The organism is Streptomyces sp. NPDC031100, assembly GCF_055570785.1.
Map to the genome: position 1 here is coordinate 143,383 of NZ_JBVIGN010000017.1, position 15,512 is coordinate 158,894.

Consider the following 15,512-nt stretch of genomic DNA (forward strand, 5'->3'; position numbering starts at 1 on the left):
CGCCGCTCTCAGTTCTGGTCGAAGTCGATGACGGCGGTGTCGTCGAGGGGGCGGGTGCGGCAGGTCAGGACGTAGCCGGCGTCGATGTCGGTCTGGCCGAGGTCGCACTCGTCGAGGCGGACGCGGCCGCCGGTCGACTTGGCACGGCAGGTCCCGCAGATGCCTTCCTGGCAGCTGTAGGGGAGGTCCAGGCCGGCGCGCAGGCCCGCGTCGAGGACGGTTTCGGTGGGGCGGACCGTGACGGTGGTCCTGGCGCCCTGGTCGACGACGGTGACGTCGTGTTCGGCGGTGTCCGCAGGTTCCGACACCGGTGTGGCCGAGCCCGTGAAGCGTTCGGAGTGGATGCGGTCGGCGGGTATGCCGAGGCCGGTCAGGGCCTCGCGGACCGCGTCGGTCATCTCCACCGGCCCGCACAGGAACGCCTCGTCGGCCTCCGCGACATCGGGGGCGTGCTCGGTGACCAGGGTGTGGAAGCGGTCCTTGGTGAGACGGCCGTATCGTTCCGGGTGGCCCTCGTCGTGCCGGCTGTAGACGTGGATGAGGCGCAGCCGGTCGCCGTACTTCTCGGCCAGTTCGGCCAGATCGCGGGCGAGCATCACGGACCCGGGGTCCTTGTTGCCGTACACCAGCGTGCAGCGGCTGTGCGGTTCCAGGAGCAGGACACTCTTGACGATCGCCGCGACGGGGGTGATGCCGCTGCCGGCCGCGACGCCCACGAGGTGGCGGGAGTTGAGGGGGTTGGTCTCGGTGGTGAAGCGTCCGGCCGGGGCGGAGACCTCGACGGTGTCGCCCGCGCGCAGCTCGGTGGTGACCCAGGTGGAGACCCGGCCGCCGGGTACGCGCTTGACGGCGATGCGCAGTTCGCCGTCGCCGACCCCGCTGCACAGGGAGTACGTACGACGCTGATCCGCGACCTTGAGGGTGAGGTGCTGGCCGGGCGTGAAGCGGTAGGCGGGGATGAGCTCGGCGGGGACGTCGAAGGCGACGGAGACGGCGTCCGCGGTCTCGCGCCGGACCTCGCGGACGGTGAGCCGGTGGAAGCCGCGGCCGGGGCGGGGCGTCGTCACCGGGGGCGTGCGCTTGGTGATCCTGCGGCCGGCCGCGATCCGGTACGTCACCAGGAACACGAACGCGGCCGCGACGACCGCGGCGCTCCAGCGCACCAGCGGCCCGCCGGCATCCGTGCCCGCGGTGAAGGTGTGCACGGTACCCAGCACGAACACGGCGAAGGCCGTGCGGTGCACCCACCGCCACAGCGCCTCGGGGACACGGGACCTGAGCAGTGAGGTGATCTGGATCGCGAGGAGGAAGTAGAGGGCCACGACGCCCCACGCCACGGCGCCGGGCCGGTACGAGGCGGCCATCGGCACGAGCACGTCCGCCCACCGGAAGTGCACCCACTCGTCCAGCACCAGGCCCGCGATGTGCAGACCCGTGAAGACGACCGCGAGTCCGCCGAGCAGCCGGTGCAGGTCGAGGAGCCAGGAGGGGGCGGTACGGCCGCCGAGCACGCGCGTGGACAGCAGCAGCCCCCACAGCACGGCCAGCGAGACCAGCCACCAGGCGGTCAGCCCGCCGGCGCGGGCGAGGTCCCACCAGAGCTTGGGGTCCATGTCTCGTACCTCTCCAGGCCGCCGCAGCGCAGCAGCGTCGTGTCGTGCAGGGCGATCAGACCCGCCGCGCCCTGGCCGGCGAGCAGCTCGGGACCGGCGCCGGGGCCCGCGATGAGCGCGGCCTTGGCCAGGATCTCCGCCCAGTGGGCCTGCTGGGCGACGACGGTCACGGCGGCGATGCCGTCGGCCGCGGGCGCGCCGGTGCGGGGGTCGATCAGATGGTGGGCCTCCCGCCCACCACGCCGCCAGCGGCGGCGCAGCCGGCTGGAGGTGGCGACCGCACCTTCGGCCACGGCGAGCGAGACGAGATCGTCGCCGCCCTCCCACGGATCGGCCACGGAGACGATCCATCCGGCGTCGGTGGGCGGCGTACCACTGACCCTGACGTCACCGCCCAGGTTGACCAGGGCGCCGGCGGCCCCGGCCGTACGCAGCTCGTAGGCGACGAGGTCCGCGGCGTACCCCTTGCCGATGCCCCCCAGGTCCAGCCGCGTGCCCTCGGGTACGAGGATCGTCTCGCCGTCGATCCCGATGCCGGGGCAGCCCGGCACGGGCGCGGTGCCGGCTGTGCCGTCGGAGGCGTCGGGCACCCGCGTGAACGTACGGTCGTATCCGGCCGTTTCCAGCGCGGTCAGCACGGTCGGGTCGAACAACCCGCCGGTCAGCTCCCACGCCTCGACCGCCCGACGCACGATCTCCACCGTCTCCGGGGCGACGGAAACCGCCTGTCCGGCACCGGAGTTGATCCGACACAGATCGCTGTCGGGCCGGAACCGCGACCAGAGCCGCTCCAACTCGGCGATCCGATGCCGGGCCCACTCCAGCAGCTCCGGCTCCCCTTCCACGACCATGACATGGGCGTCGCTGCCCATGGCCGGGAAGCGGATCTCCTCAGCTGGCACGGGAGTCGGTGGCCGGCGCGGGAGCGGGAGCGGGGGCTGCGGGTGCCGGGGCGGCGGGGGCGGGGTGGGCGGCGGCGCCGGGCGCCTGGGGCGCCGTGGCAGCCTGACCGCCGCTGTGCCGTCGTACGACGGTGACGACCTTCACGACGCGAGGCGCGACCGGGGTCTGCGCCTGCTGTTGCTGTGTCTGCTGGGCGACCTGCTGTGCCTGCTTGGCACGCTCGGCATCGGCGGCGTGCTGCTCGTGCGCGAAGGCGGCCATCATCAGCAGGGTCGCGGCGACGCTGCCGCCGGTGACGGCGATGCGCGCGGCCGACGGTCCGCCACTGCGGTCAGTCATCGCTGCCGCCCTCGTGCTCGCCCTTGTGCTCTTCCTCGTCGTCCTTCTCACCCTTGCCGGGGCCGCTGGCCTGGGAGGTGGTGGTGGCCGAGGGAGTGGGCTCGACGGAGCTGGAGCTGGAGCTGGAGCGGGTGGCCGGAGTGGTCGGTTCCTTCGTCGCGGCACCGCTCGCCTCGGTCCGGGTGGACGACTCGCCTGCCTTCCTCGGTGCCGGGCGGGCGGCCGCGGGTATCGCGGGAGCCGGGGCCTGTGCGGCAGCGGGTGCCTGCGGGGCCGGTGCCTTCTTGGCGGGGACGTCGACGTACCGGGTCTCCTCGACCGTCGGCGCCGGGCTGGGCGCCGCGGAGGACGAGGCGGCGGCGGGCTGCGCCTGGGGGGCGTTCGCTCCGCTCTGCCCGAACAGGGCGGCGCCGGCGATCACGCCGGACGCGCCGACAGCCACCACGGCCCCGGCCAGGGCGAGCGAGCGGCGATGATCCACAGCGATCCTCCACTTAGGTAAGGCAAACCTCACGAGCGTCGGGGAGCATAGCCAGTTCGCCAGAAGGCCGACAAGTGCGTCTCACGGAAGATTCACAGGCAGTGCGTGCTGCGTGAGGCGGCGGGACTGGGGCACCTACCGCCCCGTACGTAAGCGCCCTCACATACCTGCACCGTGCAGCCCTCCTAGCGTCGGAGCCGAGAAGAAGCACACAGCAGGAGAGGACCTCACGATGACAACCACCTTGCGCGTGTCTCCGACCACCGCCGTCATCCCGGTCCACGCGCTCTACGGTGCTGCAGCCGGGCTGGTCGGTGGTGTCGGGTTCGGTATCTGGATGTCGGTGGCGCGGCCGATGACGGACACGGCGATGATCACCATGGTGGCCGGGCTGCTCGGCTCCACCAACGCCTTCGTCGGCTGGCTCATCCATCTGGCCATCAGCCTGTTCGCGGGTATCGGTTTCGGTGTCGTGCTGGGCGAGTTCGCCCAGAAGCTCGCGCCCGCCGTCCTCCTCGGACTGGCCTACGGCGCCGTGTGGTGGACCGTCGGCGCCCTGTGGATCATGCCGGCGAACATGGGGATGCCGGTCTTCGACTGGAACGCCGTGAGCAGCTCCAGCCTCGGCGGCCACCTGGTGTTCGGCCTGCTCATGGGCCTGACCTATGCCGGCATCGCCCAAGCGGCGGGCAGGCGTACCGACACGGCCGCCCGATGACACCGCCCTCGCCCGCGGCGCCGGACACCCCCGGCGGCACGTCCCGGGATGCCGCCCAGCGCGGCGGCACCCCCGGCGGTGGCCCGCTGCCGTACTGTCTGGCCGAGGACGCTGCCGCGCTGGCCACCCCCGTCTGGGGCGCGGCGCCACCGCCCTGGGCTCCGGGGCGACGCGAGGAGACGCACCGCATGATCGACCGCGACGACGACACCGACGCCGCCCCGGACCGCACCTGGTGCGTCTCCGAGGTCGACATCTTCCGCGACCTGTCGGAGCAGGAGATGGACGCCATCGCCGCCGCGGCCCCCATGAAGACCTACGCCGCCGGGGAGATCCTGCACTCCCCGCAGCAGCCCAGCGAGGTGCTGTTCATCCTCAAGAAGGGCCGGGTCCGCATCTTCCGCGTCTCCGCCGACGGCCGCGCCCTGACCACCGCGATCATCAGCCCCGGCACGATCTTCGGCGAGATGGCCCTGCTCGGCCAGCGCATGTACGACAACTTCGCCGAGGCCCTCGACGACGTCACCGTGTGCGTGATGAGCCGCGCCGACGTCCAGAGGTTCCTGTTGTCGGACGCCCGGATCGCCGCCCGCATCACCGAGATCCTCGGCCGCCGCCTGGCCGACCTCGAACAACGCCTGTCCGACAGCGTCTTCAAGTCCGTGCCCCAGCGCATCGCCACGACCCTGACCACGCTCGCCACCCGCACCGACACCCCGGCGTCCAGGCTCCGCCCGGGTGCCGGCCACCCGCAGATCACCCTCACCCATGAACAGCTCGCCGCCCTGGCCGGCACCTCCCGCGAGACAACGACCAGGATCCTGCACGAGTTCGCCGACCGTGGCCTGCTGCGCCTGGCCCGGGGCCGCATCACCGTGCTGAGCCCGGAACGGCTGAAGGACGAGGCCGGGTAGGCCCTGGCAAAGCGAGCGCCCCCAGCCGACGCCGAGGGTGCTACCGGGGGTTGGGAACTGCTGGTGATTGACAGCACTTGGACGCGTTCTGGCGTGCATGAGTGAGTATCTCGACCACGACGTGTGCGCGCCTGGGTAGGGAACGAGAGTTCTTGCGTCGAATGCGTGACCCTCGCGGGCGGTGTTCGTTGGGTGTGGTGACGGGTGCTTGGGCAGGGGGTGGGGGGATGGGCGGGTTGCGCCAGGTGGCGGCTTCGTTCGTGGTGCCCGGCCCGTCCGGGGTGGCCATCCGGTGCAGTCTGAAGGGGCTGACCGCGCAGGACGGGAAGATCCTGCGCCTGGTCTGTGACCTGCTCGGTTCCCTGGCCTCCCGTGACCTGAAGGCCCGCTGCGCGGCCGGGCTCGACCATGACAGCGACCAGTGGGCCCAGCCCAAGCGTGCCCTTACCGAGGAGTCCTCCTCCCGGTGGGCGGGCAGCATCACCAAAGCCACGCGCGACCAGTGGGCGCTGGCGAGGCGTGGACAGCTCGCCTGCATCCAGAACCTCGAAGCAGGTGTCGACACCATCACGCACCGGTTGTCGCTGCCGGTCGGGGCCAAGGGCTCCCAGGGCAAGCCGGGCGGTTACCGCTCCGAGCAGGAGTGGTTCGCCAAGTCCCGGCGTCTGCACCTGCTGGAAGACCGGCTGGGGCGTGAGCGGGCCGACCGGGACGCCGGACGCGTGCGGGTGGTGCGCGGCGGAAAGAAGCTGCTGCGCACCCGGCACCACCTCGAGGCCGCCCAGTTGTCCGAGGCCGGGTGGCGCAGCCGGTGGGAGGCCGAGCGCTGGTTCCTCCAGGCCGATGGCGAGTCGGGGAAGCGGTGCGGGAGCGAGACGATCCGCGTCACCCCTGACGGTGAGGTGAGCATCAAACTCCCGGCACCGCTGGCCGGTCTGGCGAACGCGCCCCACGGCCGGTACGTGCTCGCCTGCCGGGTCGGCTTCCGGCACCGGGGCGAGCAGTGGGCCGACCGCATCACGGCGAACCGTGCCGTGGCCTACCGCATCCACCACGATGTCGGCCGTGACCGCTGGTATCTGATCGCCTCCTGGCAGATCCCGCAGGTCGCGGCCGTGCCGCTGGAGGCGGCCCGGGCCGGTGGGCTGATCGGTGTGGACACGAACGCCGACCACCTGGCCGCCTGGCGTCTGGACGAGCATGGCAACCCGGTCGGTAAGCCCCGCAGGTTCGACTACGACCTGACCGGCACCGCGCCGCACCGGGACGCCCCAGGTGCGGCATGCCCTGATCCGCCTCCTGCACTGGGCCAAGCGCCACGGCCTGGCGCTCGCGATCGAGGACCTGGACTTCCAAGGGGAGAAGACCCGGGAGAAGCACGGGCGGCGCAAGCGGTTCCGCAAGCTGATCTCCGGCATGCCCACTGCGAAGCTGCGCGCCAGGCTGGTGTCCATGGCCGCCGAGCTCGGCCTCACCCTCGTCGCCGTCGATCCCGCCTACACCAGCCGCTGGGGCGCCCAGCACTGGCAAAAACCCCTCACCACGACAACGCGCAAGACCACCCGCCACCAGGCTGCCGCCGTGGCGATCGGACGACGCGCCCTGGGATGCCCGATCCGGCGACGGACGACACCGCCCCCGCACGACCGGAGTGATCGTGCGGGGCATCGGACCGTCCAGGCCGGACCGGTTGTCCCGGGGCGTGAGGAAACCCGCCCTCGCATTCCCGGACCACGGACGCGATCCGCCGGCGCCGGATGTGGAGCGAAAGCGGGGGACCAGGGTGCCCACAACCGTTCGGGGCACACGGCTGAGCACGAGTCCTGGCAACAGGACTCACTCCCGCTCAGTCTCTAGGAACGGTCCACCCACAGCGCCGAGGCGACCGCGCAGAGGTCGCCCCCGGCCGTGGCCAGGGCAACACCCACCCGGTGCTTGCGTCCTTCCTCCGAGCGGACCCACGCATACGACACCAGCCGCGAGGAAACCGGCACCGGCTGGAGCAGCCGAGACGTGAGCGAGGCCGTCACCGCGCCCTCCTGCAGAGCCCCCCGTAGCCGCCCCGCCGCGTTTCCGGGGCAGTCGAGCGCTCCCCACACGAGCTCCGCCCGCAGCATCCCCTCGGTGTCGGCGAGCGCGGGCCCGGCCGTCCACGCGGCGGCCACCAGATCCCGTCCCGGCACGACCCCGCAGTGCTGGCGCAGCCCGGTGTCGGGCGTGCGGTCGAGTCCGCACCCGAAGCAGTCCACGGCCCCCTGCGGCGGAGCCGCGCGGTAGGCCTCGGCCGCCGCCGACGCCTCGTCCCAGGAGGGCGGTTCGGGGGCTTCGAGGTCCAGCTCGTCGGGCGTGGCCACCGCGAGCACCCCGTCCGCACCGGTCAGCACGGCCCCGCCGTCGGCGGTCGCCGCGAGCCCCACCGGTACCTCCACCGGGGTCGGCCGCCGGAAGTCCACCCGCACGGTCTTGGCCGCCGCCCGGCCGGCGAGCACCCCCGCTATGTATCCGCCGAACGCCACCCCGGGATACCCCCGCAGATGTCCGGGCACCGTGATCGTCTCGATGTCGGTCATGGCGCCCACTCCACCACACCCTCGGGGTACGTTCGACGCACCGGCTCGCACCGGCTCGCACCGGCTCGCCCCCGAGAGGAACCCACCGTGACCGTCGAACGCACTGGCCCGCCCCTCCTCGGCACGGAGCGCGAGACGCTGCGGGCGTTCCTGGAGTTCCACCGGGCGACCCTGGCGATGAAGTGCGAGGGCCTGACGGAGGAGCAGCTCAAGGAGCGGTCGAGCCCGCCGTCGACCCTGTCCCTGCTCGCCCTGGTCCGCCATATGGCCGAGGTCGAACGCGCCTGGTTCTGCCGGGTGTTCGACGACAGCGCCGCCCCGATGGTCTGGTCGGAGAAGGAGTTCGACTTCCAGGCCGCGTACGACACCACGGGCGCGAGCGCCGAGCAGGCGTTCGCGGTGTGGGAGGCGGAGGTCGAGCACTCGCGACGCATCGAGCGCGAGGCCGACTCCCTGGACCTCGTCGGACACCAGCCGCGCTGGGGCGAGGACGTGTCCCTGCGGATGGTGATGCTCCACATGATCCTGGAGTACGGCCGCCACAACGGCCACGCGGACTTCCTCCGCGAGGGCGTGGACGGCACGGTCGGCGCCTGACCGCTCTCCCTGTCCAGGCTCACGGAACGCGGCGAAGTGCCACCGCCGCCGGCAACGATCCCGTTCCCACTGGCGTACGTTTCGGCCATACCCGCCCGAAGGGCCTCGCGAGCGCGGCCGCCACCGACCACCGCATGTTTGTATCCGCAAAGGTCATGCGACACTTTCGCCTCCCCGAGCAGGACAGCACGGGAACGTGCGAGAAGGAGCGGCGTCGTTGAGCGTGACCCTTGCAGGACAGATAGACATCGCGGGACCGGTGGGCAAGCTGCTCCACCGGCGCCCGCTCAAGAACAGCACCGTGATGCAGTCGTTCGGCATCGACCCGGTGTCCGGCGACATCTTCGTGCTCCAGGTGATGGAGGGTGGTCTCACCCTCAGCGGGGAGTCCGGGCCGGTCTCCGGTGACGACCGGAGCGCCAACGGCGACATGTGCGTGACCCGCCTCAACCGGTCCGGCGCGATCGTCGGATACATGTACCTGCGGGGCTTCGGCCACGGCGTCAACCTCGGCGTCGAGAACCGCAGCGGCGTCATCCGCCTGTGGACCGAGACGGCATCCGTGTCCACCCTCAACAAGACGACGAACAAGTACGAGGGCTTCGGCAGCGCCATCACCAACTTCGAGTTCCGGACCGGGACGGTCCTGGACTACAGCTCCTCCATGAGCACGTACACGCCCGTGGTCGGCGCCCGCTCCGTCACCCCCACCATCGACCGCAGCGCCAACGAGCTCATCGTCCGGTTCAGCACCGGCGGCACGATGTACTACGAGCGGTACGACCTGGCCCAGGCCGCGGCGGGCACCTTCCAGCCCCTCCAGCGCCTGGCCCAGCCCACGGGCCTGGGCGTCTTCCAGGCATATGCGTCCCACAGCGGCGTTCTGTACCTGCTCGACGGGGAGCACTACGACAGCACCAGCAATCCGCCCGCCACTCCGCACAACCCGCCGCCGGGCAACACCTACCTCACCGCTGTCGAGTGGGCCACCGGGAATGTCCTGGACCGGCAGTTCATCACCGCCGCGCCGGGTCTCGAGTGGCGCGAGCCCGAGGGCATGACCGTGGAAGTGGTGGACACCGTGCCGTACCTCCACTTCGGCTTCGCCTGCGAAGACCCCGGGCCGCGGACCTGCACCATCGTGTCGCTCTCCGGGGCAGCCGAGGTCGACGGCGTCAAGGTGCTCACCGACTGGCAGACGATCCCCCTCGCCGCCGGTGTCACCGTCGACCAGAACCCCCCCAAGGGGCGCCTCATCAGTGTCAGCGGCGTGACGACGCTCCAGCTCAGCGGTGGGGTCAGGGGCACCTTCAACGCCGACGCGGTCATCGGCACCCTGCCCGACACGCTCTCCCCGAGCATGCCGACCCGCTGCAACGTCCCGCGCAACAACGTCGGCGGCTACTGCGTCGCCCGGGCCGAGGCCGGCACCGACGGCCAGCTGCGCCTGTTCGGCGGGACCTCCACCAACGCCATCACCTGGGCGCAGCTCGACAACTTCAGCGCCGTCTGGCGCTGAACCCGCCCCCCTTCGCCCTTCCGCACACGGCCTCGTCAAGGAGACCAACCATCATGTCCCACAGCCGCCGTAGCATCCTCGGTGCCGCTCTCGGCCTGCCCGCCGCTGTCACCGTCGGCAGCCTCGCCACCGCCACCCCCGCGGCTGCCGCCGCCGTCGACGCCACCGCGTGGGCCGATCTGGTGCTGGAGCCCGGCATCACCCCGCAGACCGGCGCGACCCCGCAGGTCCGCACCGTCACCATCCTCGGCACCACCTTCCTCCAGGCCCGCGGCGCGATCACCTGCAGCCTCAACGCCGACACCAAGATCGCCACGCTGCCGGCGACCATGGGTCTGCCCACCTGGTACGTCCGCGCCACGACCCCCCGGAACAACAGCCAGGGCATCAACGCCTGCCGCTTCGAGGTGAACACCGCCGGCTCCGTGACCATCTACGGCGCCACCACCGGCAACCCGATCACCTGGGTCCAGCTCGACTCGATCCAGACGATGTGGCGTTAACGACAGGGGCCCCTGTCGCACGGGCTTTTCCGTGCCAAGGGCGGGAGCCCGGACAGCCGACCGGCCGCCGGGGCCGCAGGCCAGTGCTCTCCGGGTCTCCCGCCCCCACCCGCCGGCGGGTCGACGTGTACTACCGCGACGCGGACCCCTCCGGTGTGGGAACGGAGGTCCGGATGGTGCCATCTGACCAGTTGTGGACCCACGCCTCCGTCATGACCGCGGGCGCCTGCACCGACGCCTTTACCGCCCTCGGCCGTGAACACATGCTCGTGCCATCCAAGCCCGACTGCCCCCTCTCAGGAAGGCGAGGTACGCGCGATGTACCTGCGCACTGCAGCGACCGCTCTCACCGCGACCGTCATCGGCCTCACGGGCTCTCACACGGCCTCGGCGGCGGACGGTCCGGGCCTGGGCATCAGCATCCGCGAAAACGACAGCGACAGCACCGCAGACGGCCCCCTTCAGCCGGGTGCGCCCGTCGTGGTCACGTCCGACGTCGACCTGACCTCCCTGGCCGCGGACGGCAACGGCAGCTTCACCGTGAAGTCTCCGGCGTTCACCAAGGACGTGACCGTGGAGATGGGGAAGAACAGCTTCGGGGAGGGCAACGGCACCATCAGCTGCGACATCGGGCCGGGAAGCTACCCGGTCGACATCGCCGGGCAGCACGAGAGGTCCGCAGCGATCGGCGACCGGGGTCACCTGACCATCACGGTCAAGGACGACAACGGCGGGTACTGCGAGCAGGCGGCCGGTTCCTTCGGCCGCACCGGCACCGTTGCCGCAGTCGTCGTCGGCGGCGCGATGGTCCTCGCCGCCGTCGGCTACACCGCCGTGCGCCGCCGGAGGACCAGGAACACCTGAGTGGCCTTTGGCGGTCTAGAGATAACCAGGTACTGTGCAATGCATGGAACCTGACATCGCAGGTAAGCCTGTCGCCGGCAAGGCGGAGAGCCAGCTCCGCAAGGGGGTGCTGGAGTACTGCGTGCTTGCGATCTTGCGAGAAGGTCCGCGCTACGGCGTGGAGCTGCTCGAAACCCTCGGCGCGGTGAACGTCATGGTCACGAGCCAAGGGACCATCTACCCCCTGCTGTCGCGGCTGCGCCGTGACGGACTGGTGGAGACCCGCTGGCAGGAGTCCCCCAGCGGGCCCCCGCGGCGCTACTACGAGCTGACGCCGTCGGGACAAGCGGCGCTGAAGGAGTTCACCGCCATCTGGCCGCACTTCCGTGACGCGGTCGACCACTTCATCACCGACTGACTGGAGACCACCGTGACGATCACCGACCACCCGCTGGTGAAGAGTTACCTGGCCACCGTGGCGCGTGAAACGGCCGGCCTCAGCCCGGAACGCCGCAACGAGCTGCTGGCCGACCTGGAGGAGCACATCGCCGTGGCCCTCGCGGAAGAGTCCGCATCCGGCGACGACGGGATCCGCACCGTGCTCACACGCCTCGGCGACCCGCGCACGATCGCCGCCACTGCACTCGGCGAGGAGCACCCCACTGCGCACGGGAGCCGAGGACGCACCCTCGCCCTGCTGGGACTGCTGGCGGCGACCGGCCCCCTGACGGTCTTCGGACCCGTACTGGGCGTCCCGGCCCTGATCGGCGCGCTCTGGTGGCTGTGGACCGCGCCGCAGTGGCGCAACCGCGACAAGGCGATCGGTACGGCGGCCGCCCTCGTGCCGCCGCTGTTCGCGGCGGCGCAGTGGGTGATCCCCGCGGGCACGCTGAACTTCGGCCTCGGAGCATTCCTCCCCGTCCTCCTGGCCGTCCCGGCGCTCCCTGCCGCCGCCGGCGTCTACCTGCTGCGGTCCGCACGGCGCCCCTCATGAATCCCCCACCAGCAAAAGGAATGAACGGATGCAGGCACAGCTCGCACACCAGATGGCCCTCGCCCCCACGGGCCAAATCGTGATCGCCTGCGCAGGAGCTGCCGCGGTCGTCGCCGTTCTCGCGGTGTACTTCGGCGCTCTGCTCAGCATCGTCAGGTCCGACCTCACCGGAGGGATGAAGCTGGTCTGGCTCGTCTTCTCCCTCATGGCCCCCTTCCTCGGGAGCCTGCTCTGGTTCCTCGTCGGCCGCCGCGACGCCCGGCGCCGGCCGGGCATCGCCTGACTCCAAGGGGAAGCCAGGCCCTAGTACAGAGCCTCGCGGGGTGCCGTCCCCGTCGGCGTCGGCGAGGTCGAACAGGCTCCTTCGACTCGGACGCACCGGCGGCTTCCTGCGTCGCCGTGTCCGGCGGGAGCGGGACGGAAACCGTCCGGTACGTCGACGGCGGCAGGTCGCTGATCGTCTACGACAGCGTCGCCACCGTCCGCGTCGCGGGCGTCCTTGTTCAGCTGGAGATCCAGCCGTAAGGCTCGGCTGCAAGGCAAGTGCCGCCACAACGCCCCGAGCCTGCTTCTCGGCGTCCTTCACACGGTCCGCTCCCGCTCCGACATCCTCCTCCCGATGTCGCTGATAGCTTGCTGCGTCTGCCAGTTCACTCCATGGGGGATTTCGATGAGCCAGCCGCCGTTCCAGTCACCACCACCGCCGCCTCAGCAGCAACCGAACCCCTACAACCCGTACAACCAGCCCGCCCCGCCGCATCAGCCGCAGCCGGGGTATGCACCGATGCCCGCGCCCCCGATGCACCCGGCACCTCCGATGCACCCGGCACCTCCGATGCACCCGGCACCTCCGTTCCAGGCGCCGCCCTTCGGGCAGCAGCGGCCGAACGCCGGCGGTCGTTCCGTGGGCGCGGTCTTCCTCGGCTTCGTCGTCTCGGTCGTCGTCTCGCTGATCTACAGCGGCATCAACCTGGCCACGTACAAGGATCAGTCGCTCATCGTGGCGAACACCCTCTACCTGGGCCACGCGCTCCTCAACGGGGCGATCGTCGGCTGTCTGGTCGGCCTGGTGGCCCACCGCAGCGCGGGCGCCCGGATCGGCGCGGCCGTCATCGCCGCGCTCGGCGCCTTCTTCGGCTACACCAACTCCCTGCCGCTCATCATCGCCGACGCTCAGACGCCCTCCTTCGTCTGGGACATGCTGAGGGACGAGCCGTTCTTCCCGGCCAAGGCGTGGTGGACCAGCGAGGCCGACGGCGGCGTCGACTGGTACTCCCCGCTCGGCCTGGTGATCGCGGCGGCAGCGGCATGGGGGCTGGCCTACGTCATCGGGAGCAAGCGCGACCGCATGTGACGGCCGGTCAGGCACCGCCCTTCGTTGTCAGACCCGTACGCCATGATCTCTCCATGGAGCGTTCGAGCGCGGTACGGGGAGACGGGATGACGGCGGGCGAGCTGCTGACGGCGCGGGCCGAGGTGGTGACCCTGGACGATCACCGCGTGGGGGCCGCGCTGGACGGGCTCGTGGACGGCTCGGGGTACTGGAGCGACAAGGGGGCGCTGGCCGGTATCGAGCGGACGGGGCGTTATCTGGCCGGGACGTGGAAGCCGACCACGCCGGACGAGGGTCCGGGAAGGGCCGGGGAGGGGTCCTGGGCACGGTTCATCGGGCGCATCGGTGCCGTGGCGCTGCGTGCCGCCGCGGAGTCCACCCGCGATGAGCGGCGCCGGCGCCTGCTCGCGCTGCTGGAGATCTGGGCGGACAGCCCTTTCGCCGATCCGCGGGCCAGGATGCGCACCGGCCTGGTGCGGGTGGCCGAAGGCGACCCCATGGCCGTCCGGGACGAGCGAGGGGCGGCCGTCGCGGTCGGCTGGGCAGCCGGCGGGCTGCGGAAGTTCGTCGACCTGCGGACGGGGGAGGCGGATCCGCCGAGCCTGGGCGCGATCGAGGAGGTGACCGATGTCCCGCGCGGCGGGTGGGGCAGTGCCGGGCAGGTGCGCCGGCTGGTGGACCTCGTCCGGGAGCGCGGGCCGGTGCCGTGGGACCTCGACGCGGTGGCCGTGCTGAGGGAGGGCACGGGGATGGGCAGAGCGGCGGCGTCCTTCGCGCTGGCGGGGATGCTCGCCGGAGGGCGTCTCCCGCACCTGGACGACAGGGAGCGGAAGATCCACCGGCTCAAGGTGGCCGAGATCGAGGACGGCGTCCGCGAGCCCGGCCGGATGGGCTCGCTGGACCGCCTCGAACTGGTGGCGGACGTACTGCCCGAGGACCCCGCCGAGCTGTGGGAGCCGCAGGGCATGCGCGCGGTGGCGGAGCGGATCGCGCAGGCGTGGCGGGAGCGGTACGGCCGGCGGACCGTGGTCCCGGAGCGCACCTTCGAAGCGGTCATCGAGCTGCATCCGTTCCGGCTGTCGGCGGGCCGCTTCTGCGCGGCGTTCACCGACCACGCTTCGATACGCGGTCTCGGCTCGAACCTCGACACCTGGATCCGGAACAGCGACTTCCGACCCTTTCCGACCGCCGAGGGCTGGGGCCTCGTCGATTTCGAGGACACCCTGCGTGCCGTCGTCCCGAACCTCTTCTGGGTCTACGCGGAGCTTCCCGCAGGTGACCCGGTACGCGCCGGAGCACCCGGCCTCGTACGGGCGCTGCAGGAGCGGTTGAACCACCCGGGCCTGCTGCTGGACGCCGGAAGTCTCAGCCACACGGTGGGGCATACGGCCGCCGATGTGCACGACCGGTTCGGCTCGCGTCCCTACGTCGGCCCGGAGCCGCTGGACGTCGCGAGCGTCGACGACGGACTGACCGTGGTCGTGGACGGCACCGTCGACCGCAGAGGCGCGCGGTCCCAGCCCGAGCTGTACTTCCGCCCGGCGTTCTACGGCGACGACGACCGCTCCCGGACGCTGCTGGCCGCCCGGGCGGACTCCCGCTACGACCCCGAGGTCGAGATGGTCGAGTGGCTGCGCGGCCCGGCCTGCGCGCGCATCGTCGAGCGGATCGAGGGCGCCTCGCTGCCCACAGGGTCGTACGAGACGAATCCGGCACTCTCCGCGCCCGACGTGCTGGCACAGGTCGTCGGCGAGCTCGGCATCGACGAGGACGCGGCAGCGCTCTATCTGCAGGTGCTGACCCTGCGCGCGCCCAGCGACCGGAACATCCGCAGGTGGAACTGCTGGAAGACCGCCCGGCACCAGAAGGCCGGCGCCGTGCTGGTCGAGCGCGGCCTGGTCGTCGAGGACAAGCGCGCCCGAGCGGGCCGTCAGCTCTTCCTGCCGGGCGAGTGGATCCACGCAGGCAAGCCCTACCAGCCCATGGAGGCGTGGAAGGCGCAACTGCTCGGGGTGGAACGCTCTTACAACGGCCGGCTGGAGAACCCGCTTCCTCTCCCCACCCGCACCCTGCCCGAGCTGTTCGCCCACGCCTGGGGACTGGTCGCGACGGGCCGGGGGCCCTCGGCGTAAGAACTCCGGTGGCAGGCACGTACCGCGTCTCACCTGCCGTCGAACTGGAAGAC

The 15,512-nt window shown here is 71.5% G+C and carries 17 protein-coding genes and 1 pseudogene; 13 read left to right on the forward strand and 5 right to left on the reverse strand.

Annotated elements, in window-relative coordinates; all coding sequences use genetic code 11:
- Positions 1–8 precede the first annotated feature (8 nt).
- From ACZ5DS_RS36990 to ACZ5DS_RS37005, 4 genes are read right to left on the reverse strand one after another with little or no spacing between them, the layout of a single operon-like run.
- Positions 9–1,613: a 2Fe-2S iron-sulfur cluster-binding protein gene (locus ACZ5DS_RS36990; RefSeq protein WP_468247432.1), complete on the reverse strand. Its 1,605-nt coding sequence runs from the start codon at positions 1,611–1,613 to the stop codon at positions 9–11.
- The gene (locus ACZ5DS_RS36995) at positions 1,568–2,515 is read right to left on the reverse strand and encodes an FAD:protein FMN transferase (protein WP_468247434.1); all 948 of its coding nucleotides are present in this window, start codon (positions 2,513–2,515) and stop codon (positions 1,568–1,570) included. Before ACZ5DS_RS36995 ends, ACZ5DS_RS36990 begins: the two co-directional genes overlap by 46 nt.
- Positions 2,505–2,855 carry a hypothetical protein gene (locus ACZ5DS_RS37000; RefSeq protein WP_468247436.1) on the reverse strand — a complete coding sequence of 117 codons (351 nt, stop codon included), beginning with the start codon at positions 2,853–2,855 and terminating at the stop codon, positions 2,505–2,507. Before ACZ5DS_RS37000 ends, ACZ5DS_RS36995 begins: the two co-directional genes overlap by 11 nt.
- Positions 2,848–3,336: a hypothetical protein gene (locus ACZ5DS_RS37005; RefSeq protein ID WP_468247438.1), complete on the reverse strand. Its 489-nt coding sequence runs from the start codon at positions 3,334–3,336 to the stop codon at positions 2,848–2,850. Before ACZ5DS_RS37005 ends, ACZ5DS_RS37000 begins: the two co-directional genes overlap by 8 nt.
- Positions 3,337–3,568: 232 nt before the next feature.
- On the opposite strand from ACZ5DS_RS37005, the gene ACZ5DS_RS37010 reads away from it, so the two are divergent.
- The 3 genes and pseudogenes from ACZ5DS_RS37010 (at position 3,569) to ACZ5DS_RS37020 (ending at position 6,825) form a co-directional block, all read left to right on the forward strand.
- A complete protein-coding gene (locus tag ACZ5DS_RS37010; RefSeq protein ID WP_468247441.1) occupies positions 3,569–4,054 on the forward strand; it encodes a hypothetical protein in 486 nt (161 codons plus the stop codon).
- Positions 4,051–4,968 (forward strand): Crp/Fnr family transcriptional regulator, encoded by a 918-nt coding sequence (locus ACZ5DS_RS37015; RefSeq protein ID WP_468247444.1) that lies wholly within the window; start codon positions 4,051–4,053, stop codon positions 4,966–4,968. The genes ACZ5DS_RS37010 and ACZ5DS_RS37015 overlap by 4 nt, the downstream gene beginning before the upstream one ends.
- Positions 4,969–5,195: 227 nt before the next feature.
- A pseudogene (locus ACZ5DS_RS37020) lies at positions 5,196–6,825 on the forward strand (IS200/IS605 family accessory protein TnpB-related protein).
- Here the strand turns inward: ACZ5DS_RS37020 and ACZ5DS_RS37025 are convergent.
- A complete protein-coding gene (locus ACZ5DS_RS37025; RefSeq protein WP_468247446.1) occupies positions 6,822–7,538 on the reverse strand; it encodes a hypothetical protein in 717 nt (238 codons plus the stop codon). The pseudogene ACZ5DS_RS37020 and the gene ACZ5DS_RS37025 sit on opposite strands and share 4 nt — an antisense overlap.
- A gap of 87 nt (positions 7,539–7,625) precedes the next feature.
- On the opposite strand from ACZ5DS_RS37025, the gene ACZ5DS_RS37030 reads away from it, so the two are divergent.
- The 10 genes from ACZ5DS_RS37030 to ACZ5DS_RS37075 all read left to right on the forward strand — a co-directional run bounded on the left by ACZ5DS_RS37030 (position 7,626) and on the right by ACZ5DS_RS37075 (position 15,459).
- The gene (locus tag ACZ5DS_RS37030; RefSeq protein ID WP_468247448.1) at positions 7,626–8,135 is read left to right on the forward strand and encodes a DinB family protein; all 510 of its coding nucleotides are present in this window, start codon (positions 7,626–7,628) and stop codon (positions 8,133–8,135) included.
- 223 nt (positions 8,136–8,358) lie between these two features.
- Complete coding sequence (locus ACZ5DS_RS37035; RefSeq protein ID WP_468247451.1) at positions 8,359–9,654, forward strand: phage baseplate protein; 1,296 nt, start codon at positions 8,359–8,361, stop codon at positions 9,652–9,654.
- A gap of 53 nt (positions 9,655–9,707) precedes the next feature.
- Complete coding sequence (locus ACZ5DS_RS37040) at positions 9,708–10,157, forward strand: hypothetical protein (protein WP_468247453.1); 450 nt, start codon at positions 9,708–9,710, stop codon at positions 10,155–10,157.
- Between the two features lie 318 nt (positions 10,158–10,475).
- Complete coding sequence (locus ACZ5DS_RS37045) at positions 10,476–11,021, forward strand: hypothetical protein (RefSeq protein ID WP_468247456.1); 546 nt, start codon at positions 10,476–10,478, stop codon at positions 11,019–11,021.
- 43 nt (positions 11,022–11,064) lie between these two features.
- Positions 11,065–11,418: a PadR family transcriptional regulator gene (locus ACZ5DS_RS37050; protein WP_468247458.1), complete on the forward strand. Its 354-nt coding sequence runs from the start codon at positions 11,065–11,067 to the stop codon at positions 11,416–11,418.
- 12 nt (positions 11,419–11,430) lie between these two features.
- Complete coding sequence (locus ACZ5DS_RS37055; RefSeq protein WP_468247461.1) at positions 11,431–11,994, forward strand: HAAS signaling domain-containing protein; 564 nt, start codon at positions 11,431–11,433, stop codon at positions 11,992–11,994.
- A gap of 28 nt (positions 11,995–12,022) precedes the next feature.
- Positions 12,023–12,277 carry a PLD nuclease N-terminal domain-containing protein gene (locus tag ACZ5DS_RS37060; RefSeq protein WP_468247464.1) on the forward strand — a complete coding sequence of 85 codons (255 nt, stop codon included), beginning with the start codon at positions 12,023–12,025 and terminating at the stop codon, positions 12,275–12,277.
- Positions 12,278–12,393: 116 nt separating this feature from the next.
- Positions 12,394–12,519, forward strand: a complete 126-nt coding sequence (locus ACZ5DS_RS37065; RefSeq protein WP_468247465.1) for a hypothetical protein — start codon at positions 12,394–12,396, stop codon at positions 12,517–12,519.
- Between the two features lie 310 nt (positions 12,520–12,829).
- Positions 12,830–13,348 (forward strand): hypothetical protein, encoded by a 519-nt coding sequence (locus ACZ5DS_RS37070; protein ID WP_468247467.1) that lies wholly within the window; start codon positions 12,830–12,832, stop codon positions 13,346–13,348.
- A gap of 53 nt (positions 13,349–13,401) precedes the next feature.
- The gene (locus ACZ5DS_RS37075) at positions 13,402–15,459 is read left to right on the forward strand and encodes a hypothetical protein (protein ID WP_468247470.1); all 2,058 of its coding nucleotides are present in this window, start codon (positions 13,402–13,404) and stop codon (positions 15,457–15,459) included.
- Positions 15,460–15,512: the final 53 nt, after the last annotated feature.

Coding starts and splice junctions, on each gene's coding strand:
- ACZ5DS_RS36990 (WP_468247432.1), bottom strand. CDS start 1,613: ATGGACCCCAAGCTCTGGTGGGACCTCGCCCGCGCCGGCGGGCTGACC.
- ACZ5DS_RS37000 (WP_468247436.1), bottom strand. CDS start 2,855: ATGACTGACCGCAGTGGCGGACCGTCGGCCGCGCGCATCGCCGTCACC.
- ACZ5DS_RS37010 (WP_468247441.1), top strand. CDS start 3,569: ATGACAACCACCTTGCGCGTGTCTCCGACCACCGCCGTCATCCCGGTC.
- ACZ5DS_RS37015 (WP_468247444.1), top strand. CDS start 4,051: ATGACACCGCCCTCGCCCGCGGCGCCGGACACCCCCGGCGGCACGTCC.
- ACZ5DS_RS37025 (WP_468247446.1), bottom strand. CDS start 7,538: ATGACCGACATCGAGACGATCACGGTGCCCGGACATCTGCGGGGGTAT.
- ACZ5DS_RS37040 (WP_468247453.1), top strand. CDS start 9,708: ATGTCCCACAGCCGCCGTAGCATCCTCGGTGCCGCTCTCGGCCTGCCC.
- ACZ5DS_RS37045 (WP_468247456.1), top strand. CDS start 10,476: ATGTACCTGCGCACTGCAGCGACCGCTCTCACCGCGACCGTCATCGGC.
- ACZ5DS_RS37050 (WP_468247458.1), top strand. CDS start 11,065: ATGGAACCTGACATCGCAGGTAAGCCTGTCGCCGGCAAGGCGGAGAGC.
- ACZ5DS_RS37060 (WP_468247464.1), top strand. CDS start 12,023: ATGCAGGCACAGCTCGCACACCAGATGGCCCTCGCCCCCACGGGCCAA.
- ACZ5DS_RS37070 (WP_468247467.1), top strand. CDS start 12,830: ATGCACCCGGCACCTCCGTTCCAGGCGCCGCCCTTCGGGCAGCAGCGG.
- ACZ5DS_RS37075 (WP_468247470.1), top strand. CDS start 13,402: ATGGAGCGTTCGAGCGCGGTACGGGGAGACGGGATGACGGCGGGCGAG.